Source organism: Thiosulfatimonas sediminis (genome assembly GCF_011398355.1).
In the GTDB taxonomy this organism is placed as follows: Bacteria; Pseudomonadota; Gammaproteobacteria; order Thiomicrospirales; family Thiomicrospiraceae; genus Thiomicrorhabdus; species Thiomicrorhabdus sediminis_A.
The window spans coordinates 1,670,637-1,692,036 of the sequence record NZ_AP021889.1; the positions used below are offsets into that span (position 1 = coordinate 1,670,637).

At 45.2% G+C, this 21,400-nt stretch carries 24 protein-coding genes and 1 pseudogene; 1 reads left to right on the forward strand and 24 read right to left on the reverse strand.

What is annotated here, in order from left to right:
- Positions 1–76: 76 nt before the first annotated feature.
- From tnpC (HRR27_RS07720) to tnpC (HRR27_RS07825), 22 genes and pseudogenes are all read right to left on the reverse strand, one after another.
- A complete protein-coding gene (tnpC, locus tag HRR27_RS07720) occupies positions 77–1,630 on the reverse strand; it encodes an IS66 family transposase (RefSeq protein WP_173272487.1) in 1,554 nt (517 codons plus the stop codon).
- Between the two features lie 17 nt (positions 1,631–1,647).
- The gene (gene tnpB / locus HRR27_RS07725; RefSeq protein WP_173269097.1) at positions 1,648–1,977 is read right to left on the reverse strand and encodes an IS66 family insertion sequence element accessory protein TnpB; all 330 of its coding nucleotides are present in this window, start codon (positions 1,975–1,977) and stop codon (positions 1,648–1,650) included.
- Positions 1,974–2,324, reverse strand: a complete 351-nt coding sequence (locus tag HRR27_RS07730; RefSeq protein ID WP_173272489.1) for a transposase — start codon at positions 2,322–2,324, stop codon at positions 1,974–1,976. Before HRR27_RS07730 ends, tnpB (HRR27_RS07725) begins: the two co-directional genes overlap by 4 nt.
- Before the next feature lie 30 nt (positions 2,325–2,354).
- The gene (locus tag HRR27_RS07735; protein WP_173272491.1) at positions 2,355–2,501 is read right to left on the reverse strand and encodes a hypothetical protein; all 147 of its coding nucleotides are present in this window, start codon (positions 2,499–2,501) and stop codon (positions 2,355–2,357) included.
- Positions 2,502–2,518: 17 nt separating this feature from the next.
- A complete protein-coding gene (gene tnpB, locus HRR27_RS07740; RefSeq protein WP_173272493.1) occupies positions 2,519–2,848 on the reverse strand; it encodes an IS66 family insertion sequence element accessory protein TnpB in 330 nt (109 codons plus the stop codon).
- Positions 2,845–3,018, reverse strand: coding sequence for a hypothetical protein (locus HRR27_RS07745; protein WP_173272498.1), 174 nt, complete (start codon positions 3,016–3,018; stop codon positions 2,845–2,847). The genes tnpB (HRR27_RS07740) and HRR27_RS07745 overlap by 4 nt, the downstream gene beginning before the upstream one ends.
- A gap of 17 nt (positions 3,019–3,035) precedes the next feature.
- Positions 3,036–3,305, reverse strand: coding sequence for a hypothetical protein (locus tag HRR27_RS07750; RefSeq protein WP_173271192.1), 270 nt, complete (start codon positions 3,303–3,305; stop codon positions 3,036–3,038).
- Positions 3,295–4,953, reverse strand: a complete 1,659-nt coding sequence (tnpC, locus tag HRR27_RS07755) for an IS66 family transposase (RefSeq protein ID WP_173272500.1) — start codon at positions 4,951–4,953, stop codon at positions 3,295–3,297. Before tnpC (HRR27_RS07755) ends, HRR27_RS07750 begins: the two co-directional genes overlap by 11 nt.
- Positions 4,954–4,991: 38 nt before the next feature.
- Entirely contained in the window at positions 4,992–5,336 is a 345-nt protein-coding gene (tnpB, locus tag HRR27_RS07760) for an IS66 family insertion sequence element accessory protein TnpB (protein WP_173271188.1), read from the reverse strand.
- On the reverse strand, positions 5,333–5,629 hold the full coding sequence (tnpA, locus tag HRR27_RS07765) for an IS66 family insertion sequence element accessory protein TnpA (protein ID WP_173272502.1): 297 nt from the start codon (positions 5,627–5,629) through the stop codon (positions 5,333–5,335). The genes tnpB (HRR27_RS07760) and tnpA overlap by 4 nt, the downstream gene beginning before the upstream one ends.
- Positions 5,630–5,710: 81 nt before the next feature.
- Positions 5,711–5,911 carry a transposase gene (locus tag HRR27_RS07770; protein WP_173272504.1) on the reverse strand — a complete coding sequence of 67 codons (201 nt, stop codon included), beginning with the start codon at positions 5,909–5,911 and terminating at the stop codon, positions 5,711–5,713.
- A gap of 30 nt (positions 5,912–5,941) precedes the next feature.
- Positions 5,942–6,364, reverse strand: a complete 423-nt coding sequence (locus HRR27_RS07775) for an IS66 family transposase (RefSeq protein WP_341829825.1) — start codon at positions 6,362–6,364, stop codon at positions 5,942–5,944.
- Between the two features lie 230 nt (positions 6,365–6,594).
- Positions 6,595–7,356 (reverse strand): glycosyltransferase family 2 protein, encoded by a 762-nt coding sequence (locus tag HRR27_RS07780; protein WP_173272508.1) that lies wholly within the window; start codon positions 7,354–7,356, stop codon positions 6,595–6,597.
- Positions 7,353–9,401: a glycosyltransferase family 2 protein gene (locus HRR27_RS07785; protein WP_173272510.1), complete on the reverse strand. Its 2,049-nt coding sequence runs from the start codon at positions 9,399–9,401 to the stop codon at positions 7,353–7,355. The genes HRR27_RS07780 and HRR27_RS07785 overlap by 4 nt, the downstream gene beginning before the upstream one ends.
- Before the next feature lie 12 nt (positions 9,402–9,413).
- Positions 9,414–11,378, reverse strand: a complete 1,965-nt coding sequence (locus tag HRR27_RS07790) for a coiled-coil domain-containing protein (RefSeq protein WP_173272512.1) — start codon at positions 11,376–11,378, stop codon at positions 9,414–9,416.
- Positions 11,379–11,390: 12 nt separating this feature from the next.
- Entirely contained in the window at positions 11,391–12,668 is a 1,278-nt protein-coding gene (locus HRR27_RS07795; RefSeq protein WP_173272514.1) for a hypothetical protein, read from the reverse strand.
- Between the two features lie 74 nt (positions 12,669–12,742).
- Positions 12,743–13,927 (reverse strand): dTDP-glucose 4,6-dehydratase, encoded by a 1,185-nt coding sequence (locus HRR27_RS07800; RefSeq protein ID WP_173272515.1) that lies wholly within the window; start codon positions 13,925–13,927, stop codon positions 12,743–12,745.
- Positions 13,920–14,855, reverse strand: coding sequence for a dTDP-4-dehydrorhamnose reductase (gene rfbD / locus HRR27_RS07805; protein ID WP_173272517.1), 936 nt, complete (start codon positions 14,853–14,855; stop codon positions 13,920–13,922). Before rfbD ends, HRR27_RS07800 begins: the two co-directional genes overlap by 8 nt.
- A 52-nt stretch (positions 14,856–14,907) precedes the next feature.
- Entirely contained in the window at positions 14,908–15,213 is a 306-nt protein-coding gene (locus HRR27_RS07810) for a four helix bundle protein (RefSeq protein WP_197905391.1), read from the reverse strand.
- 8 nt (positions 15,214–15,221) lie between these two features.
- Entirely contained in the window at positions 15,222–15,809 is a 588-nt protein-coding gene (gene rfbC / locus HRR27_RS07815; protein WP_173272522.1) for a dTDP-4-dehydrorhamnose 3,5-epimerase, read from the reverse strand.
- Positions 15,810–15,910: 101 nt separating this feature from the next.
- Positions 15,911–16,798, reverse strand: coding sequence for a glucose-1-phosphate thymidylyltransferase RfbA (gene rfbA / locus HRR27_RS07820; RefSeq protein WP_173272524.1), 888 nt, complete (start codon positions 16,796–16,798; stop codon positions 15,911–15,913).
- Positions 16,799–17,120: 322 nt separating this feature from the next.
- Positions 17,121–17,810: pseudogene (tnpC, locus tag HRR27_RS07825) on the reverse strand (IS66 family transposase); the annotation flags it as partial.
- Positions 17,811–17,874: 64 nt separating this feature from the next.
- Here tnpC (HRR27_RS07825) and HRR27_RS07830 point away from each other — a divergent pair.
- Positions 17,875–19,037, forward strand: a protein-coding gene (locus tag HRR27_RS07830) for an IS3 family transposase (RefSeq protein WP_173269189.1) whose coding sequence is annotated in 2 segments (ribosomal slippage) — positions 17,875–18,151 and positions 18,151–19,037 — 1,164 coding nt in all. Because the reading frame shifts where the segments join, the coding sequence is not laid out codon by codon here.
- Here HRR27_RS07830 and tnpC (HRR27_RS07835) read toward each other — a convergent pair.
- Complete coding sequence (gene tnpC / locus HRR27_RS07835) at positions 18,965–19,957, reverse strand: IS66 family transposase (RefSeq protein ID WP_425086056.1); 993 nt, start codon at positions 19,955–19,957, stop codon at positions 18,965–18,967. The two genes, HRR27_RS07830 and tnpC (HRR27_RS07835), sit on opposite strands and share 73 nt — an antisense overlap.
- Positions 19,845–21,398 carry an IS66 family transposase gene (gene tnpC / locus HRR27_RS07840; RefSeq protein ID WP_173269099.1) on the reverse strand — a complete coding sequence of 518 codons (1,554 nt, stop codon included), beginning with the start codon at positions 21,396–21,398 and terminating at the stop codon, positions 19,845–19,847. The genes tnpC (HRR27_RS07835) and tnpC (HRR27_RS07840) overlap by 113 nt, the downstream gene beginning before the upstream one ends.
- Positions 21,399–21,400 lie beyond the last annotated feature (2 nt).

The window sequence follows — 21,400 nt, forward strand, 5'->3', positions numbered from 1 at the left end:
ATTTACCCACACCCTAGTTTTCTAGGATGCGGTGTGATTCCACGGCAGAAGTGCTTCGAACGTAAGCGTCCGGCAATCACCGGTTGCTAGGTTGCCAGTTATGCGGTAGGAGTTGGTCGATTTGACTGGCTTTATGGGTGGGCAAGCGTTCAAGCACATCTTTGAGATAGGCGTAAGGATCCAGACCATTATTTTTAGCTGATTGAATCAAGCTCATAATATTCGCCGCACGTTGACCACTGCGTAGACTGCCGGCAAACAGCCAGTTCTTGCGACCTAACGCCCAAGGTCGGATTTGATTTTCTACCCAGTTATTATCGATGGGCAGGCGGCCATCTCCAAGGTATCGGCTTAAGGCATCCCAACGTTTCAGGCTATAGTGAATCGCTTTTTCCGTTGCCCCACCTTTGGGCACTTTTTCTCGATGGACCTGCAACCATTTGAGTAACAGGTCCATGATCGGTTTGGATTTCTGCTTCCGGATTTCCTGTCGCTCATCGGGTGGCAAGGATTGGCTGTCTTTTTCAATGGCGTAAAGTTGCCCCATTAGTTCAATGGCTTGAATGGCAATCGTGCTTTTGCCGCTTTCATGCAGTTCCACGAACTTACGACGGGCATGCGCCATGCAACCGACTTCGCTCACGCCTTGCTTAAAACTGGCTTTGTACCCTGAATAGTCATCGCACACCAACAATCCTTTCCAATCCTGTAGCACCTCTCTTGCGAACTTGCCGTTTCGTCCTTCACTAAAGTGGTAATACACCGCCTTATGTTGTGCATTGGCTGGATTGGTGTAGGCCCACAGATAGGCTTTATGGGTTTTCTTATTCCCCGGCTTGAGCATGGGCACTGGGGTTTCATCGGCGTGCAAGACCGGTTGCGTCAGCAAAAAGTCTTTGAGTGCTTGAGCCACCGGTTCAAGTTGAACACCACAGACGCCGACCCATTCGGCTAAAGTGGAACTGGGTAATTTAACACCGGCCCGTTCAAAGATCTGAGCTTGACGATACAGCGGTAAGTGATCAGCGTATTTGGCGATGAGCAGATGTGCGAGTAACCCAGAGGTGGGCAGACCTTTGTCAATGATTTGTGGGGGCATCGGTTTTTGAACCAGAGTTTCACAGGCATCGCACGCCCATTTGGAGCGAATATGACGTTCCACTTGAGAGCTACCGGGCAGATAATCCAGCTTCTCACTGACGTCTTCACCAATATGGCGTAATTGACAGCCACATGAACAGGTGGTGGATTCGGGATCATGACGGATTTCAAGACGAGGTAGGTTTTCGGGTAGCGGCTGACGCTTAGGTTTTTTCTTTGGTTGCGCTGTGTCGGTTTTGTCTTTGAGAGATTCCAGTTCCGATTCAATCGCGGCAATGTCGGCATCGGTCACTTCATCCAACAGTGTCATCTGTAAGGCGCTGATCTGTTCACTTTTGTGTGAGAATTTTAGACGTCTGAGATAGGCTAACTCATAGGTGAGTTGATCGATTTTAAGCTCTTTTTGTTGAATGGCTTTGGCATTGGCCGCAATGCGTTGGTCTTTTTCTTCAACCTGAACCAACAACTGCGCCGCCAGTGTTCGTAACTGGTCAGCAGAGAGTTGATGGAGGTTTGGCATTGTTTTCATGCCGCGGATTATAAAGACTAACTCAGTGATAAGGAAGTCTCGAGCCGTTGCCAAGGCAAGCCTTGCACCAGTGCCAGACATTGTTCAGGGGAGAGTGTCACGGAATCGCCCCGCCACAGTTCAGCCCAATGGAATTTACCTTGATTCAAACGTCGAGCACACAGCCAGATGCCTAAGCCATCGTGGATCAGTATCTTCATTCGATTGCCACGCTTATTGGCAAACAGATACGCATGATGGGGTTTGGCCTCACCAAACACGGCAATGACACGAGCTAATGCGGTATCGGGTCCTGCACGCATATCCATGGGTTCAGTCGCCAGCCAATAATGATCAATGCGAATCATGACTGCACCGACTTGACAAAGGCGCTTAATTTGGCCAATTCTGTGACAGGCCAGTGCACAGCAATCTTGCCTTGAGGTGCAGGCAGTTCGACCAAGAGCGTTTGAGGCGATGACGGCGGCAGATCGTTCAAGACCAGCGGAATAAATGCCGCTTGGGAAGCATGGCGCTTTTTAAGCTGACGCTTCCAGTTCTGTATTTGATTGGCATTGATGCCGTAGTCTCGAGCCACTTGTGCAATCGAGGTGTTAGGGTCGTCGCAAGCGGTCAAAACCTGCTGTTTGAATTCCCGTGAGTAGCGACGGCGAATCTTTTTGACTGTGGGAAGCGTTGATAGTGTGTCTGTCATAATAAGTGCCCATTTAAAATACGTGGGCACCTAATTATTCACAGATAAGTGTGGTTGGTAAGAGGTGTTTACCGGATAGTTACGCTGGTCTTTTTCCTCAACCTGAACCAACAACTGTGCCGCCAGTGTTCGTAACTGGTGGGCAGAGAGTTGATGGAGGTTTGGCAGCGTTTTCATGCCGCGGATTATAAAGACTAACTCAGTGATAAGGAAGTCTCGAGCCGTTGCCAAGGCAAGCCCTGCACCAGTGCCAGACATTGTTCAGGGGAGAGTGTCACGGAATCGCCCCGCCACAGCTCAGCCCAATGGAATTTACCTTGATTCAAACGTCGAGCACAGAGCCAGATGCCTAAGCCATCGTGGACCAATAACTTCATTCGATTGCCGCGCTTATTGGCAAACAGATACGCATGATGGGGTTTGGCCTCACCAAACACGGCAATGACACGAGCTAATGCGGTATCGGGTCCTGCACGCATATCCATGGGTTCAGTCGCCAGCCAATAATGATCAATGCGAATCATGACTGCACCGACTTGACAAAGGCGCTTAATTTGGCCAATTCTGTGACAGGCCAGTGCACAGCAATCTTGCCTTGAGGTGCAGGCAGTTCGACCAAGAGCGTTTGAGGCGATGACGGCGGCAGATCGTTCAAGACCAGCGGAATAAATGCCGCTTGGGAGTAAGCGTTCATTCCAAGACGTGGTTGAATCAGCTTGCCTCATGAAGTGGGCGTAATAATACCGGTGCAACCTTGTATTGTTTGGCACCATCTTCATCCAGTACGATCACCGTCTTTCGATTGATTTTTGTGACGATGCCAAACACTTGTCCATAGCGACCCTCAAACGTCACTTTCATCCCCAATCGCAATTGCATCAGCGCTTCCATGGTTTCACGCTCCTGCAACTGGTCAATGCGCTGGCAGATAAGCGTGTTCAGTTCCATTAACTGATCCAATGTCATGTCTTCAATGCGCATGAGCGTAAACCTCTGTCGCTGTGTTTTGACGGTACGGGTGGCGTGGATCAATCAGTGCACGCAGAGGGGCATCAGCGAACCGAGTTTTCCAGACGCGCGGTGTTAAATCCACAACGTCTTTGGCCGGGTGTCGGCCAATGCGTTGCAATACATCCACCAGGTAAGTGTAGGGGTTAACCTCATGTAACTTGCAGGTGCTGATCAGGCTTTGAATCAGACCCAGGTGCTCGGCCCCCAGTTCTGTCCAGCAGAACATCCAGTTTTTCCTACCCATTGGAATGGGCCGCAAGGCCCGTTCCAGGTGATTGGTGTCCGGTTGCACTTGCGGATCTTTTAAAAACACTTTCAGACTCGCTGTACGACCCAGCACATAGTTCAGCGCTTTTGCCAGCGGATCACTGGGAACCAGTTGTGGGTTATCGAGTTGCTCCTCACACCATGTGAAGAAGTGATCGACCACTGGCTTTGAATGATCCAGTCGGTACTGACGTTTTTTCTCGTCTGTCAGGCCCTGTGTCTGAATGACTTCTTCATTCCGGTAGATCTGTGCGATCTGCTGCAAGGCATCGGTCGCTCGTTCAGGGTGCGCTTTTTGTGCGTCAATAAAGTAGCGGCGTGCATGCACCCAGCATTGAGCATGCGTAACACCCTGTTGTGTCTCAACGTAGCGCGCATAGGCCGAATACCCATCACTGAGCAGGGTGCCATTAAATTGGTCCTTGAGAACGGTTTCTATGTGCAACCGCCCTCGGGAGCTGGCATAGGTAAACACCACTTCGTCAGCATCACCATACAGCGGCCAGAACCAGCCGGATTTCATTTTACCCTTTTGTGAGCCTGCCCGGACTTGATGGCCGGCTTTGATTGGGGTCTCATCCATGGCCAGTACTCGCGAGCGCAACACATTGTCTGTCTGGGCATCGACAATCGGTTTGAGTAGATCAATGGACCGCTTGACCAGATTGGTCAGGGTGCTGCGACTGACGGTAATGCCAGCCTGCATAAGCCGTTGATGCTGTCGATACAGGGGCAGATGGAATTGGAATTTGTCGACCAACACTCCGGCGAGCAGACTGACGTCAGCCAGAGAGTTGTCGAGCACGTTCAACGGTGCGGGCGTTGTGATCAATTTTGGGTTGCAGCCCTTGCGACGGATCACCGGGCGCTCAAACTTGAGTACCACATAGCTTGAGGCGCGCTGCGCCAGACGATAAGTGGTTTTGATGGCAATGATATCGTACAGGTCCGCATCGGGACCACTGAGTTCTGGCGGTTGCTGTTCGATGACTTCCACGGGCACATCGGCGCTGAAGCGCAGACCGGTGTCGTTGAGACAATCGTCGTCACGCTGTTTTTTGCCTGTGCCGCGCTGATAGGCCTGAATGGTGCGTTTGGGTTCATCCACTGATGTGTCCGGTCGCATTGCCTGTTCACTCTGGAGCAGACTGGCCTGCTGGGGCAGGTCAAACACCTGCTTTTCTGACTTGAGACCGAACAGTTGTTTTTTGAACCAGTCGAGCTGGTGTTCGAGCTTAGCAATGGTTTCTGCTTGCAAGGCTAACTGTTCACGTAGCAGCGCATTTTGCTGAGCCAGGTCTGTGGCGTCAGACGAGGCGCATAGTGCTGTGGCAGGTGATGTTGAGCGCATTGAAATCATGGGCTGTATTATACCAAATACTAACGTACTTATACCCTTTTGAAACGCTTGAATTGGCGGTATTTTTGCACTTCAATACCATCGATGAGCAGCTGCAGATCGGCAAGCGTCAGCGCATGATGGGACGCATTGGATTTGGGCACTGGGAACTGTCCCTGTTGCAGTTGTTTGGCCCACAGGCAGTAGCCGGTTCCGGTAAAATACAGCATCTTCATCTGGGTTTTACGGCGATTGATGAAGACAAAGTAGTGACCGCTGAGCGGATCTTGTTTGAGTTGGTTGCGAACCAGGGCGCTGAGGCCTTGGAAGGATTTTCGCATGTCGGTGGGCTGGGTGCACAGCCAGATACGCGCTTGACTATCGAGCCCGATCATCCGTTCTGGCTCAGTCGCAGTTCAACACCGTTGCCCAGACTTAGAACAATGTTCCAGCCAGAGTCGCTCGCGCGTGAGTCACTTATCAATGAGGACAGATCCAGAAAACTGGATTCACTGGATGCTGAATCGTCGCTCTCGTCTGGTTTTTCAGATAAGCGTTTGCGCCAGTTGCAAAAACTGGCATAGCCAACTTTTTGTTGCTGGCAAAACTGTCGGGCTGACAAGCCACTGTGATGTTGCTGATCAACCAGGACTTGCCATTGGTCGGCAGTGCGGCGCTTTGTTGTCATGAATGTAACCTCCTGTTGGTGAGTGAGAGGTTACTGTAGCGAGAAATTCATTGCCGTGGGAGGACGTCTTGGAATGAACGCTTACGCTTGGGAAGCATGGCGCTTTTTAAGCTGACGCTTCCAGTTTTGTATTTGATTGGCGTTGATGCCGTAGTCCCGAGCGACTTGTGCAATCGAGGTGTTAGGGTCCTCGCAAGCGGACAAAACTTGCTGTTTGAATTCCAGTGAATAGTGACGGCGAATCTTTTTGACTGTGGGAAGCGTTGATAGTGTGTCTGTCATAATAAGTGCCCATTTAAAATACGTGGGCACCTAATTATTCACAGATAAGTATGGTTGGTAAGAGGTGTTTACCGGATAGTTACTGTTGTCGATATTCAATCGCCCATTCGTGGTGAAGATTTGAAGCTTTTCCCAGTTTTTTGCCAGATAGCTCAAGGCCTCACCGAGTTTGCTTTTGGGCACGGTGCTGTTGAGGCTTTTATCCAACCACGTTTTGAGCTGTTCTAAAACCCGCAGGCTTTCGGTTTGCCGGATCTCGAGTCGTTTATTTGGTGGTTGGTCTTTGATGTGTTGTTCAATTTGATAGAGCTTTTGAATGAGATTGAGTGCCATGTCCGCCTTGCCGGTTTTATTCTTAGGCAGTAATTTTTTGGCATCCATAAACTTACGTCGGGCATGGGCCCAACAACCTAGATGGGTAATCTGTTCCATTGCACCGATTTTGTGATACAGTCAATAAAAGCACTTATTTTATGAATTTGCGCGCATTCTCAAGAATATTTCTTCTGTTTAACTCTTCATAAAAAATATCATAAGCCTCAAAAATTAATGCATCTCCATAATTTCCTACTGCCGGGATAAAATATATTCTTTGGCCATTACTTTTTTGCTCAATTTAACTCGAAAATTCTTGCCAACATGAATCTTGCCTTAAGTTTTTTAGTTTTACTTTCATAAAAATTTCACTTATTAAATTTTAATGGATCATCGACTGTGTAAGGTATATTATTCATTATGGGATATTTATAATGGTTCAGCTTAGCTTTCGTATGTTCTACTACCTTGAAACTACCTTTAGATATTGCATGCACAGAAACCAAAGGTAAAGCTTTGTCATATTTTACTATTGACTTACACCTATACTCCCAACCACTACCAAATTCAATAATATCTTGTCTGTCCCACCTAAAGGTAGCAGTCTCTGTTACAGGTTTAACTATAGGAAAAGATGACGAGGTATCATAGTTAAAATTTAACAGTCTTATTCTCTCTCCACCAACTTCACTAACCATCTCAGCAATATCTTCATAACCAATTAAATCAATATATTCATCAACATCAATTATTGACAACCAGTCTACAAGATTATTATTTTCAATTCTTTTCATAATTTCAGGAAAATATTTGTATTGCCTGAAAGAAATCTCATCATTGATTGGAAAATTCATTTCATCAATTATATTTTTATTATCTGCCAACCACTTTTTCTTTATATTCCAAAGTTCACTTGAACAAACATCATCATAATATGGTCCGCTAGGAGCTTTAACAAAAACATTAATGTTAAATTCATCAGAAAGTTTCTCTAAAATAGCTTCTGAATCATCATTTGGATTATCAAGGATAATAAAGTAATCTGTAAACCCTATTGAATCATGATATCTTATCCAATGCTCTAATCTCTTAGAATCCCCTCTTGACATAGTCAAAATTCCAAATTTCATTTAACTTCCTTTCTTATTTTTCTATCTAAACTATATTTCCGACAAGCATCATCATCACTAACAGAGTTATATTGATAATTTTTATTCCCTTGCCTTTCTAGAGATGAATTAACTACTAAATAATGATTCTCTTTTTGTTGCTTCAACTTCTTAATCGACGTATTTTCTCCATGCAATACGCGGTTATAGGCAATCTTGTTAATATGTTTAAAAGGGCCTATTTCACTTAATTTTAAATACATATCGTAATCCACTGCATTGGTTATTTTTTCATCAAAGCCCAATGTTAAATTCCATGCACGAGCTGTAAACATTCTAAAGTGATGACAAATCATTGCCGTGGTTAGCTTTTCACGGGAATATTCTGGCCAGTTATAACCATTTTTTATTAAACTGCCATCTGGATTAACATTTCGGTTGGTTGTATATACACAAGCTAGAGAATGATCTTTTTGGAATTCCTTCAAACAGATTTCTACTGCATCTGGCTCTAAGTAGTCATCTGAGTCTAATTGTCCAATGTAATAACCACGACATAATTGTATAGCAGTGTTAGAAGCTTTCCCTATACCACCATTTTTTTGTGTGACAAACCTCACTCTAGGATGAGTGGAGTATTTTGTTTCTAGGATTTCTTTGGTGCTGTCTGTAGAACCATCATTACAGACACACACTTCAAGATCGATAACTGTTTGATCTAAAGCACTCTGAATACAACGTTCTATAGTTGCTTCGCAATTATATGCAGGAATATAAATCGATACTAAGGGTACTTTTTTAAGCGTCGTCGTTTCAATCGGCTCTAATTTACGATAAAAATAAGGTACCTTTTGTTGCACAATCTTAATGGTAATCTCTTTACCAGCCGCACGATCCGTTTCATTTTCTTTACCAGGCGGCTCTTGATGATAAGCTAAGCCCCCATCAACTGCTCTGAAAAAGCAACCTGCTCGATAAAGGCGGTAGCCAAACTCATTATCTTCTCCACCCCAATGTGTAAATTCTTCATCAAACCAACCCGCGATATCTAACCACTTTCTTGCGAAAGCGACATTTCCTCCGCTGAAGTATCTAAAAGGTGTATTACAAAGACGCAAATTTTGTGTATTTTTAAAATGCTCTAAACGCCAATCAACGGAAACCTCACCTTTCGTTCTTCCGGCGACTGTATTGTTTGTTACGACTTCTGGCAATGAAGAAATTAGTTCAGGCTTTTTTAGAATTGCTTCCGGCTGTATATCGTGTGTATCGACATACTTGCGCGGTCCGATCAAAGCAACATTATCATTTTTTTCTAAAAGCTCCATATATGACTGAACCCAAAATCTCTCTGGCGCCATATCGCAGTCTAAAATTGAAACATACTCATATTTAGCCGTACGTAGGCCTAAGTTTCGAACTGCACAAAGTTGATAGCCATAATCTCTCTGTCTAACAAACTTTATATCTAGTAAGTTTTCATATCTACGAATAACATTGGTTAAATCCTCTTTACTGCCATCATCAGCTACGATAACTTCAAATGGGTATTTAGTTTCTTGATTAACCAAACACGCCAAAGTAACGTCAAGGATTTTGGAGCGATTAAAGGTCGGTACAATAATACTTAACCCTAGTTCGCCTTCTGTACTCTTGTATTTAAGGTCTTTATTTCCTAGCCACTTAAAATCATTCGTGCTCTCTGGTAATGGGGCAAGTTTTAAATTTTCAGGCCAGTCAGAAGGAATAGGATTCACACTCTTTACATCAAGCTCTTCTGACTTAACATTTTTAAGTTTTTGATAGTGTTTTATGGCCGAATTTCTTTCAACTTCAGGAAGGGTCATTTGCTTGGTGTTATCTAAAAGCAGCTTTGTAATAGGATCAAGCACAGACTTAGTAACTTTGTTTATTGTTGGCAGCTCTTCTAAATGCCTCTCACACACAATCAAGTTGTATTTGACTATTTCTTCACCGTATTGATCAGCTGCTTGTTTGTACAAAACATAGGCTTTCTCATATTCCTTCTTTTTGAAATATTCAGCAGCTTTACTTATTAAACTCATCTTTAAATAGCCTTAATTCACTTTACAAAAATATAAACCTTTTTCACTTGGCTCTTCCTCAGATACAAAGCGAATACTTCTTTGCTCTAATAACTGTTCCCAAGCCTTAGCCACGTCTTTTTCTTCCTGACGTGCATAGTCATCTAATACCAAGTCGAGACGACAATGTGATAAATCTCTTAATAAATAAGGGAGTGCAGGAAACCTTGCCTTTGGACCGGTTGCTCCTGGAGGGCCATCAACCAATATTAAAATTTTTGCCTCTTTTGGTAACTCTTTAGCAAATTGCATTAATTTTTTAGAGCAATCGTAATAAAGGAAATCTTGGTCTTCAAACTGATATTCTTTTAGAGGAGCATAGGTTAATTCGACGTTATCTGCGAGGAATTGGCTTTCTAAGTTTTGCTTAGTTTTTTCAAAATAGACTTTATTGTGCTCAAAAGTCACTACTTTTAATGACTCGCCTTTGTGTTTTAATTTTTGTTTACTAATAACTTTTGAAAAAAGTGCCGTTGAAGTGCCACTACCAAATTCAATAATTAAGTCGTAATCATTTCCTTCAATTTGTTCAATTAAAAACAGTGCAATATCTGGACTGATCGGCCAGCCATGAAAATTCAATGGGCGTGAGTCGAAGTTCAAATAGTTATTCAGATTTTCAAATGCTTCTATTTGCAGTATGTTGTTAGCTAACCCTTTTTTTATCGCATCCAAGATATGACGCTCCGCATACTCGGTTTTTTGTTTATTTTGCGTCAGCAAACCTATGGTATTTGCTTGGTTGTCTTCTATCTTCTTTTCAAGATTCGCGAATTTATCGAACATCTGCTGTTGTAGCTGTTCTTTTTCAATCAGTGACGATTGAAAGGTTTGCTGTTCTTGCCTGAATGCATCTAAATGTCCTGCATTTTGCAATAACTCTTCCTCTTTCATCGTTAACTGAGTTTTCAACCCTTCAATCTGTTCCGTTTTCGCCTGATCCGCTTGCTTGGTATTTTGCAAAGCTTGCGAAATTTCGGAAATTTGATGATCCTTGGCATTTAACTGTTCTTCTGCTGCTATTAATGCCGAGTCCTTTTCTGCCAGCTGGTTTTTTAGGTCTTTTTGGAGATCCTGAGTCGAGCTCAGGATGACGGTTTGGTCTTTCAATTTGACGGCTTGTTCGTTCAGGGTGGCGTTTAGGTCTTTCAATTTGACGGTTTGTTCGTTTAAGTCGATCGTTTTTTGGTTAAGGACAGCCGTTTGTTGTTTGAGCTCTTCATTTTTAGCCGCTAATTGATTTTGCAATGCTTCTTGCTGCTTTTTTGCTTCGCTCAATTCGGCCTGGCTTTGCGCCAGTTGTGCTTGAGCCTTTTGCAAGGGTGCAAAGAGCGTGTTTAGCTGGAAATTAAGCGTTACAAAATCGGGATCGTCTTGGGTTTGCGAGCTTAAATCATAGCCTTGCTGTGCGAGTGCAGCGACTAGTTGCTCGGCATTTTGTGCCCCGGTAAAAAGGGATTCTTTGCCTTGTCGACACAGCAAGCCGTTAAACCGCTGAAGCTTTCCGGTTTGCATGAGCTTGGTGAGTAATTGGCTATTAGCCGATGGGATGTTTAGCACTAATAGAGCGGAACTTTCCGGCTCTATATCAAGGTTGTTAGCCCATTGGCTAATGTCTTGCGCATCAACGGTTTGTTTTTCAACTTCGCGCAAACCGGGATATAGCGTTTTAAGCCCGGTTGCGGGATATAAGCCGCTGTAATCATCAAGGTTGTAGACAATCCATTCGGCGGCACCGCTTTGCGCGGCGACAACGGTTGGGTGAACCTGTACATTTAGCTGATCGGCAAATCGTTGCTCCAAGCTGTCCGCTTTTTGCGGATCGGCTTCAATTAAGTGCCATTGCGTTGCATTCGCGTCAATTGGCCCTGCAAATTCGCCGGCACCGAGATAGACAATCGTCGCGTATTTACCGCTATCGGTGATTAAGATTGACATAATCCCACTCTCTTAATATTTGGTTTCTGGCGTTTTTGGTGCCGGTAATCTTTTTTGCAACGGATCGGCTTTTCGCCCTTCAAACTGACCAAACTTAATGAAGTGAATCAGCGGTTGCATTCCCGCTTTGGCCACATCAGGATAAGCGTGGACATAGTTTAAGGTGTTGAATAACGATGAGGGATTACGCGCTTCAAACGCGCCAAATAACAAATAGTGAACCGCCGGTGCAAAACTGGATTCTTTTACGTCAGGATATTGTTCAAGATATTGGTTGGCATCAAACTCGCTCGATTGCAACAATTGCGCAGCTTGGTTCTTGAGCTCGTTTCTAAAGCTGCGGTTTTTTGCCCATAAACGCTTGCGTGCTTTTTGCAAAGCCGATCTTAACCAAAGCTGGTGAATTTCAGATTTATCAAGGCGTTTTTCTAGGCCGTCAATCGCTCTTTGCAACTCGGCAATACGTAACTTAGCACGCTCTTTTTGGTTGATTTCACTTTCAAATAACTCTTGCACATGATGCAACTGCTCGATAATCAACTCATTTTCGCTTTGGATGGTGGTCAGCTCTGTTTCCAGTTTGGCTTTCATTTGTTCTGCCGACGCTTTTTCTTTGGCACGCGCTTGTTGCTCTGCTGCGGAGCTTTGCTCCAACTGCTGTTGGCTCGACGCCAGTTTTTCTATAGTAGACTGTGCTTTTGCATGCTCTACGCTGTAGGCTGATTCAAGCGTCTGTAATCGCTCGGCCAAATGGCCGTTATTTTGTAACAAAGTGTGGTGATTTTTTAAAACTTGATTCAAGTCTATCGCGGCTTCCAAGGGCGCGGCAACGGCAGTGCAAGCGATCAATTCGGTAACAACTTTTGCAAGCGTCTTGTCGGTTTGCAATAGATAAGTCGCTAACAGGTGATGAACACTGCCAGAGTCGCTTTGTTGGATAAAGTGTTCGCTTAGTTGAAGTGCGGCGGCTTTATCCAAGCTTTCTGATTGCGATACGGCCTCGACAGCAAGCAACTCACATTGCTTACGGTTGTGTTTGTAAAACTCGATCACTTGCTGCAACGCAACCTGTACATAAGCACGCGCGGCTTGAATGTCTGCTTCAACTTCCAAACAAGCGGCTAAAAGCGAAATCGGCGACTGGTAAACAATCCAATTCTGCTGATCGTCTTTTGAATGGCGCTGCAACTTGGCTTGCACATTCATATCGACCGTCAAAGAATGAATTTCCGGCATCCATTCCAAGGAGTTAGAACGAACCGAACCACTGTTTAAAATAAAAATTGCCATAACGCTTGTTAACGCCTTTTGTGAAGTTTGAATGCCAAAATCGACCTATGAAAACAGGTTACTAACCTAAAAAATTAGGCTTTTCCGCCTAATCGCTCACGCTGGTAAGATCCGTCTTGCACGTTTTTACACCACTCTTGATTATCCAAATACCATTGCACGGTTTTTTTGATACCACTCTCAAAGGTTTCTTGCGGTTTCCAGCCTAGCTCTCGCTCGATTTTGCTGGCATCAATTGCGTAGCGCATATCGTGTCCTGGGCGATCTTGCACGTACTTAATCAATGCGACATAGCTATCGGCATTACCCGGCTCGCAAGAGTAGGTGTCGATGTTGGGATTGTTTTCGCTAGGAGCAAGTTCTTCCAGAATCGTGCAGATGGTTTTGACCACGTCTAAATTCTGTTTTTCGTTGTGTCCGCCGATGTTGTAGGTTTCTCCTACCTTGCCTTGGGTAGCGACCACAACCAGCGCACGCGCATGATCTTCGACATACAACCAATCGCGGATTTGATTGCCCTTGCCGTACACCGGCAACGGCTTGCCTTCCAGCGCGTTAAGAATCATCAACGGAATGAGTTTTTCCGGGAAATGATACGGGCCGTAGTTATTTGAACAGTTGGTGACCAGTGTTGGCATACCGTATGTTCTTAGCCATGCTCTGACTAAGTGATCAGAACCTGCTTTCGACGCGCTATAAGGCGAGCTAGGCGCATAAGCCGTCGTTTCGGTAAACAGAGGTAATTCTGAATGTTTGTCGTTATGAGATTCCGGATCGAGTCCGGAATGACGGTCGTTAACTTCATCAGGGTGCGGCAGATCGCCGTAAACTTCGTCAGTGGAAATATGATGAAAACGGAAATTGGCTTTTTTATCGCCGTCTAATGCATTCCAGTAAGCGCGCGCTTGTTCCAGCAAGGTATAGGTACCGACGATATTGGTATGAATAAATTCGCCCGGCCCGTCAATCGAACGGTCAACATGGGACTCTGCGGCCAAGTGCATCACAATATCCGGCTGGTGTTGATTGAAAACTCGCTTTAAGCCTTCGGCATCGCAGATATCGACTTGTTCAAAAGCGTAATACACGTTATCGCTGACCGATTTAAGGGACTCAAGGTTTCCGGCATAAGTCAGTTTGTCGACATTGACAACCGAATGTTCAGTGTCATTAATTAGATGTCGTACGACAGCAGAACCGATAAAACCGGCACCGCCAGTGACTAGAATTTTAGAGGGAGTTATTGAATTTTCAGACATGATTCATTGTGTTCTTTTTTAATTCGTTTAGACAAGCTATAAGCGAGTCACGCCAGTAAGGAATCTCTAGCGCCATATCGTTTTTCATTTTGGCTTTATTCATCAGACTATAGTGTGGACGCGTAGCCGGTGTCGGGTAGTCTTTAGTTTCAATCGGTGAAACCTGACACTTTATATCGCTTAATGCAAATATGGCTTTGGCGAAGTCATACCAAGAGCAAACGCCTTCGTTGCTATAGTGGTAAATTGTCACATTGCTTTTACCTTTAAAAGATTGCTTCGCTTCGCTCGCAATGACTTGCAGAATAGCTTGAGCCAAACCCCCAGCATAGGTCGGACTTCCGACTTGATCAAAGATCACATTCAAACTATCCCGCTCTGCACCTAAGCGCAGCATGGTTTTAACAAAGTTATTGCCTAACTCGGAATAAACCCAGCTGGTACGGATAATCACACTTTTCGGGTTAATTGCTTGTATCGCCTGTTCACCTTTCAGCTTGGTAAGCCCATAAACACATTGCGGGTCAACCGAATCACTTTCGACATAAGGTTTATGGTTTTTGCCATTAAAAACATAGTCGGTACTGATATGAATCAGCGTCGAATCTTGTTTCTTGGCGATTTCAGCGAGTTGCTTTACCGCTAGGTGATTAATCTGATCAGCCAATTCCGGTTCGGACTCGGCTTTATCCACGGCCGTATAGGCCGCACAGTTAATGATGCAGTCAAAGTGCTTATCCTGAAAATACGCTTCGATTGAAGATGAATCGGCAAGATCGAGTTCATCACGCCCAACAAAGGTAAAACAATGTTGAATGTTTGATGTTGAATGTTGAGTGACCAGTTTATAGAGCGACTGGCCCAACTGACCGTTTTTTCCGGTGACCAGAATAGATTTTTGATTTTTAATGTTTGATGTTAGATTCATAATGTCTTTTGACTTTTTTTTACAATACTTGTTAACTATTTCTGGAGGCTATCTATTCAGTGAATATTGCCTGTGTTTTAACACTATTACGATCTATATACTCACTATCCGCTAACAAATTTAACCAATAGCCGATTTCTATTGCCTCTTTACTTGCAATTGACATTTTCGCAATGAAGTCTTTTTTACTAATTGCCGCTTGTGCTTCATTCAGGTTAGCACCAATTGAAGTACCCGAACGAAGAAGTTGTTTTGACAAAACATATTCTTTCTTTTCCGTTGTTAAATACTGATTCAATTTAACGACATGCAAAGCAAACTGATAGTTCAATACTAAAACCGCATTATCCGTTTGCAACTTCACGCTTACCCTCGGTACAAATTTTTCTGGTAATCAAACATCGAACATTCAATATCCAGCATCTCTAGCGCTGGTTGCTTTTGATCTTTTTCGGAGAGCTTAAGGAACTCTTTCGGCAGCTGCCAATCAATATTTAAACTCGGGTCGTCAAAGGCTAATCCGCGATCATTTTCCGGCGAATAATAATTATCGACTTTATAAGAAAAAATGGCGGTATCACTTAAGACCACAAAGCCGTGCGCAAAGCCTCTTGGCACAAACAACTGGTGTTTATTTTCGGCACTGAGTTCGGCGGTTACATATTGCCCAAACGTCGGACTGCCCTTGCGGATATCCACAGCAACATCCAGCACCTTGCCTTCGATGACGCGCACCAGTTTCGATTGCGCCGCCGGCGGCAGCTGAAAATGCAATCCGCGCAGCACGCCTTTGGTCGATTTCGACTCATTATCTTGGCAAAAATTGACTTTATAGCCGATGGCTTGCTCAAAGCCTTCACGATGAAAAGTTTCGACAAAATAACCGCGCTCGTCGCCATACACTTTGGATTTACACAAAAATACTTCCGAGATGTGCTGCTTTATATACTCCACGAAATTCCCTCTTACCTTTATTCTTTAAAACTGCCATAAACCTTTGGAGATTCTGACTTTTGTCAGAATGGCGGTGGCGTGAAGTTCTGTGCTTGTGCTTACTATTTAACACGCCCTTCTTCTGCACGCTTAAGCAAATATTGCCCGTATTGATTTGTCTTAAGCGGCTGCGCCAATTCAATCAATTGCGCTTTATTGATATACCCCATTTCAAAAGCGATCTCTTCCAAACAAGCCACTTTGAGTCCTTGACGTTTTTCGATGGTTTCGATAAAAGTCGAGGCTTCCAACAAACTCTCATGGGTGCCGGTATCCAACCACGCAAAGCCGCGTCCCATGGTTTCCAATTTTAAGCGCCCTTCGGCCAAATACATTTGATTAACGGTGGTGATTTCCAACTCGCCGCGGTCAGAAGGCTTTACCTCGGCGGCTTTTTGCAGCACATCGTTTGGATAGAAATACAGACCGGTAACGGCATAGTTCGATTTTGGTACCGCAGGCTTTTCTTCAAGCGAAACCACATTGCCTTGTACATCAAACTCGGCCACACCGTAACGCTTCGGGTCATGCACGTGATACCCAAACACAGTGGCTTTGCTTTCTTTACGCGCATTCTGCACCGCAGAGGCCAAAAGCTTACTCAAATCATGACCATAATAGATGTTATCTCCCAAAATCAGACAAGCGTCATCGTCGCCGACAAACTCTTTGCCCAGTATGAACGCTTGCGCTAATCCCTCCGGTGAAGGCTGCACCACATACTCGAAACGTATGCCCAATTCGGAACCATCTCCCAACAAACGCTGAAAACTGGACTGATCTTCTGGGGTGGTAATAATCAACACCTCTTTAATCCCAGCTAGCATCAACACCGATAATGGGTAATAGATCATCGGCTTGTCATAAAGCGGGACAAGCTGTTTTGAGATGCCACGTGTTAGTGGATAAAGACGTGTACCAGAACCGCCGGCGAGAATAATGCCTTTCATTGCAATCAAACCTTTTTAAAAAACGCGTATCAAACTACCTGATTACGCCTGTAAACTCAACACTCAACACTCAACACTCAACACTCAACACTCAACACTCAACACTCAACACTCAACACTCAACACTCAACACTCAACACTCAACACTCAACACTCAACACTCAACACTCAACACTCAACACTCAACACTCAACACTCAACACTCAACACTCAACACTCAACACTCAACACTCAACACTCAACACTCAACACTCAACACTCAACACTCAACACTCAACACTCAACACTCAACACTCAACACTTAATCGTAAGCGTCCGGCAATCACCGGTTGCTAGGTTGCCAATTGTGCGGTAGGAGTTGGTCGATTTGACTGGCTTTATGGGTGGGTAAGCGTTCAAGCACGTCTTTGAGATAGGCGTAAGGATCCAGACCATTGTTTTTAGCTGATTGAATCAAGCTCATAATATTCGCCGCACGTTGACCACTGCGTAGACTGCCGGCAAACAGCCAGTTCTTGCGACCTAACGCCCAAGGTCGGATTTGATTTTCCACCCAGTTATTATCGATGGGCAGGCGGCCATCTCCGAGGTATCGGCTTAAGGCATCCCAACGTTTCAGGCTATAGTGAATCGCTTTTTCCGTTGCCCCACCTTTGGGCACTTTTTCTCGATGGACCTGCAGCCATTTGAGCAGCAAGTCCATGATCGGTTTGGATTTTTGCTGCCGGATTATCTGTCGTTCCTCTGGGGCTAAGGGTTGAATCTCTTTTTCAATGGCGTAAAGTTGCCCCATTAGTTCAATGGCTTGAATGGCAATCGTGCTTTTGCCGCTTTCATGCAGCTCAACGAACTTACGACGGGCATGCGCCATGCAACCGACTTCGATCACGCCTTGCTTAAAACTGGCTTTGTACCCTGAATAGTCATCGCACACCAACAATCCTTTCCAATCCTGTAGCACCTCTCTTGCGAACTTGCCGTTTCGTCCTTCACTAAAGTGGTAATACACTGAACTGGTCTAATAGCAGTGGACACTTTTATAAGAGACAATAGATGTTGTCGAACTAGGAGTGATCATGAGTCAAAAGAGAACTTATAAAACTTACACCGATGAGTTTAAAAAAGAAGCCGTCGCGTTGGTAACGGATCAAGGTTACAGTGTGGCAGAGGCGGCTGAATCCTTAGGTGTCAGAACGAATTTGATTTACAAGTGGAAAGAGAAGTTTGAAGCCCAAGCCAATGGGTCAGCACTGAGTCAGGATGAACGCGCTGAGTTGAAACAGTTGCGCGCTGAAAACAAGCGCTTAAAACTCGAAAAAGAGATCTTAAAAAAAGCTTCAGCCCTTCTGGCGCAAGACATCCGATAACGTTTTCATTCATGGATGAATTGATTCAGGAGGGCTTGCCAGTTAAGCCTGTGAGCCAAGTGTTGAAACTCAGTCGTTCAGGCTATTACGCATGGAAAAAACGACCTAAAAAGGCAATCAAGACAGAACAACTTGAACTCTATCGTACAGCCAAACAGCTCTTCAAAGAGAGCCGTGACAGTTTGGGCTCTCGTGAACTCGCCAAAGCCCTTCGTAAGGCTGGGTTTCTCGTCAGCCGAGAGAAAGCACGTCGGCTCATGAAAACACTGGGATTAGTCGTCAAACAGCGTCGAGCTTATAAAATAACGACTAAGCGTAACCTGACACATCGAGTGGCGGATAACTTGGTTAAGATGAAGTTCAATCCAAGCGCGATGAATCAAGTTTGGGCAGGCGATATTACCTACTTGAAAACACCTGAAGGTTGGCTGTATTTGAGTGTCGTAATGGACCTGTATTCTCGCCGCATTATCGGTTGGGCCGTGAGTGAACGAATGACGGTCGAACTCGTCATGCAATCCTTACAGCAAGCGTATTGGCTACGAGGGCATCCCAAAGGCGTGATTTTTCACAGTGATCGTGGTTCTCAGTACACTAGCAAACGGTTTGCCACACTACTGGCTAAGCAAAATATGACAGCCTCTATGGGCGATGTCGGAGCCTGTTGGGATAATGCCGTTGTTGAACGATTTTTTGGCAGCTTAAAACATGACTGGCTGTTTAAAGCCTATCATCCAACACGCGAGAGCATGAAAAAAGACGTAGCAGATTACATGCGTTACTACAACTTAAAAAGGCTTCATACTGCGAACGGTGATTTGACGCCGATTGAGTATGAAAATTGTAAAAACCAAGTGTCCAAAAAAGCTTGACCAGAACACACCGCCTTATGTTGTGCATTGGCTGGATTGGTGTAGGCCCACAGATAGGCTTTATGGGTTTTCTTATTCCCCGGCTTGAGCATGGGCACTGGGGTTTCATCGGCGTGCAAGACCGGTTGCGTCAGCAAAAAGTCTTTGAGTGCTTGAGCCACCGGTTCAAGTTGAACACCACAGACGCCGACCCATTCGGCTAAAGTGGAACTGGGTAATTTAACACCGGCCCGTTCAAAGATCTGAGCTTGACGATACAGCGGTAAGTGATCAGCGTATTTGGCGATGAGCAGATGTGCGAGTAACCCAGAGGTGGGCAGACCTTTGTCAATGATTTGTGGGGGCATCGGTTTTTGAACCAGAGTTTCACAGGCATCGCACGCCCATTTGGAGCGAATATGACGTTCCACTTGAGAGCTACCGGGCAGATAATCCAGCTTCTCACTGACGTCTTCACCAATATGGCGTAATTGACAGCCACATGAACAGGTGGTGGATTCGGGATCATGACGGATTTCAAGACGAGGTAGGTTTTCGGGTAGCGGCTGACGCTTAGGTTGTTTCTTTGGTTGCGCTGTGTCGGTTTTGTCTTTGAGAGATTCCAGTTCCGATTCAATCGCGGCAATGTCGGCATCGGTCACTTCATCCAACAGTGTCATCTGTAAGGCGCTGATCTGTTTACTTTTGTGTGAGAATTTTAGACGTCTGAGATAGGCTAACTCATAGGTGAGTTGATCGATTTTAAGCTCTTTTTGTTGAATGGCTTTGGCATTGGCCGCAATGCGTTGGTCTGTAAGCGTCCGGCAATCACCGATTGCTAGGTTGCCAATTGTGCGGTAGGAGTTGGTCGATTTGACTGGCTTTATGGGTGGGTAAGCGTTCAAGCACGTCTTTGAGATAGGCGTAAGGATCCAGACCATTGTTTTTAGCTGATTGAATCAAGCTCATAATATTCGCCGCACGTTGACCACTGCGTAGACTGCCGGCAAACAGCCAGTTCTTGCGACCTAACGCCCAAGGTCGGATTTGATTTTCTACCCAGTTATTATCGATGGGCAGGCGGCCATCTCCAAGGTATCGGCTTAAGGCATCCCAACGTTTCAAGCTATAGTGAATCGCTTTTTCCGTTGCCCCACCTTTGGGCACTTTTTCTCGATGGACCTTCAGCCATTTGAGCAGCAAGTCCATGATCGGTTTGGATTTTTGCTGCCGGATTATCTGTCGTTCCTCTGGGGCTAAGGGTTGAATCTCTTTTTCAATGGCGTAAAGTTGTCCCATTAGTTCAATGGCTTGAATGGCAATCGTGCTTTTGCCGCTTTCATGCAGTTCCACGAACTTACGACGGGCATGCGCCATACAGCCCACTTCGCTCACGCCTTGTTTAAAACTGGCTTTGTACCCAGGATAGTCATCACACACCAACAATCCTTTCCAATCCTGTAGCACCTCTCTTGCGAACTTGCCGTTTCGTCCTTCACTGAAGTGGTAATACACCGCCTTATGTTGTGCATTGGCTGGATTGGTGTAGGCCCACAGATAGGCTTTATGGGTTTTCTTATTCCCCGGCTTGAGCATGGGCACTGGGGTTTCATCGGCGTGCAAGACCGGTTGCGTCAGCAAAAAGTCTTTGAGTGCTTGAGCCACCGGTTCAAGTTGAACACCACAGACGCCGACCCATTCGGCTAAAGTGGAACTGGGTAATTTAACACCGGCCCGTTCAAAGATCTGAGCTTGACGATACAGCGGTAAGTGATCAGCGTATTTGGCGATGAGCAGATGTGCGAGTAACCCAGAGGTGGGCAGACCTTTATCAATGATTTGTGGGGGCATCGGTTTTTGAATCAGAGTTTCACAGGTATCGCACGCCCATTTGGAGCGAATATGACGTTCAACTTGAAACGTCCCGGGCAGATAATCCAGCTTTTCACTGACGTCTTCACCAATATGGCGTAATTGACAGCCACATGAACAGGTGGTGGATTCGGGATCATGACGGATGTCAAGACGAGGTAGGTGTTCGGGTAGCGGCTGACGCTTAGGTTTTTTCTTTGGTTGCGCTGTGTCGGTTTTGTCTCTAAGCGCATCCAGTTCCGATTCAATCGCGGCAATGTCGGCATCGGTCACTTCATCCAACAGTGTCATCTGTAAGGCGCTGATCTGTTCACTTTTGTGTGAGAATTTTAAACGTCTGAGATAGGCTAACTCATAGGTGAGTTGATCGATTTTAAGCTCTTTTTGTTGAATGGCTTTGGCATCGGCGGCGATGCGCTGGTCTTTTTCTTCAACCTGAACCAACAACTGCGCCGCCAGTGTTCGTAACTGGTCAGCAGAGAGTTGATGGAGGTTTGGCATTGTTTTCATGC

What these genes read in the sequence shown, in the direction of transcription:
- tnpC (WP_173272487.1), bottom strand. Translation starts at nt 1,630, where the DNA reads ATGAAAACAATGCCAAACCTCCATCAACTCTCTGCTGACCAGTTACGA.
- tnpB (WP_173269097.1), bottom strand. Translation starts at nt 1,977, where the DNA reads ATGATTCGCATTGATCATTATTGGCTGGCGACTGAACCCATGGATATG.
- HRR27_RS07730 (WP_173272489.1), bottom strand. Translation starts at nt 2,324, where the DNA reads ATGACAGACACACTATCAACGCTTCCCACAGTCAAAAAGATTCGCCGT.
- HRR27_RS07735 (WP_173272491.1), bottom strand. Translation starts at nt 2,501, where the DNA reads ATGAAAACGCTGCCAAACCTCCATCAACTCTCTGCCCACCAGTTACGA.
- tnpB (WP_173272493.1), bottom strand. Translation starts at nt 2,848, where the DNA reads ATGATTCGCATTGATCATTATTGGCTGGCGACTGAACCCATGGATATG.
- HRR27_RS07745 (WP_173272498.1), bottom strand. Translation starts at nt 3,018, where the DNA reads ATGAACGCTTACTCCCAAGCGGCATTTATTCCGCTGGTCTTGAACGAT.
- HRR27_RS07750 (WP_173271192.1), bottom strand. Translation starts at nt 3,305, where the DNA reads ATGCGCATTGAAGACATGACATTGGATCAGTTAATGGAACTGAACACG.
- tnpC (WP_173272500.1), bottom strand. Translation starts at nt 4,953, where the DNA reads ATGCGCTCAACATCACCTGCCACAGCACTATGCGCCTCGTCTGACGCC.
- tnpB (WP_173271188.1), bottom strand. Translation starts at nt 5,336, where the DNA reads ATGATCGGGCTCGATAGTCAAGCGCGTATCTGGCTGTGCACCCAGCCC.
- tnpA (WP_173272502.1), bottom strand. Translation starts at nt 5,629, where the DNA reads ATGACAACAAAGCGCCGCACTGCCGACCAATGGCAAGTCCTGGTTGAT.
- HRR27_RS07770 (WP_173272504.1), bottom strand. Translation starts at nt 5,911, where the DNA reads ATGACAGACACACTATCAACGCTTCCCACAGTCAAAAAGATTCGCCGT.
- HRR27_RS07780 (WP_173272508.1), bottom strand. Translation starts at nt 7,356, where the DNA reads ATGAAATTTGGAATTTTGACTATGTCAAGAGGGGATTCTAAGAGATTA.
- HRR27_RS07785 (WP_173272510.1), bottom strand. Translation starts at nt 9,401, where the DNA reads ATGAGTTTAATAAGTAAAGCTGCTGAATATTTCAAAAAGAAGGAATAT.
- HRR27_RS07790 (WP_173272512.1), bottom strand. Translation starts at nt 11,378, where the DNA reads ATGTCAATCTTAATCACCGATAGCGGTAAATACGCGACGATTGTCTAT.
- HRR27_RS07795 (WP_173272514.1), bottom strand. Translation starts at nt 12,668, where the DNA reads ATGGCAATTTTTATTTTAAACAGTGGTTCGGTTCGTTCTAACTCCTTG.
- HRR27_RS07800 (WP_173272515.1), bottom strand. Translation starts at nt 13,927, where the DNA reads ATGTCTGAAAATTCAATAACTCCCTCTAAAATTCTAGTCACTGGCGGT.
- rfbD (WP_173272517.1), bottom strand. Translation starts at nt 14,855, where the DNA reads ATGAATCTAACATCAAACATTAAAAATCAAAAATCTATTCTGGTCACC.
- rfbA (WP_173272524.1), bottom strand. Translation starts at nt 16,798, where the DNA reads ATGAAAGGCATTATTCTCGCCGGCGGTTCTGGTACACGTCTTTATCCA.
- tnpC (WP_425086056.1), bottom strand. Translation starts at nt 19,957, where the DNA reads ATGGTCTGGATCCTTACGCCTATCTCAAAGACGTGCTTGAACGCTTAC.
- tnpC (WP_173269099.1), bottom strand. Translation starts at nt 21,398, where the DNA reads ATGAAAACAATGCCAAACCTCCATCAACTCTCTGCTGACCAGTTACGA.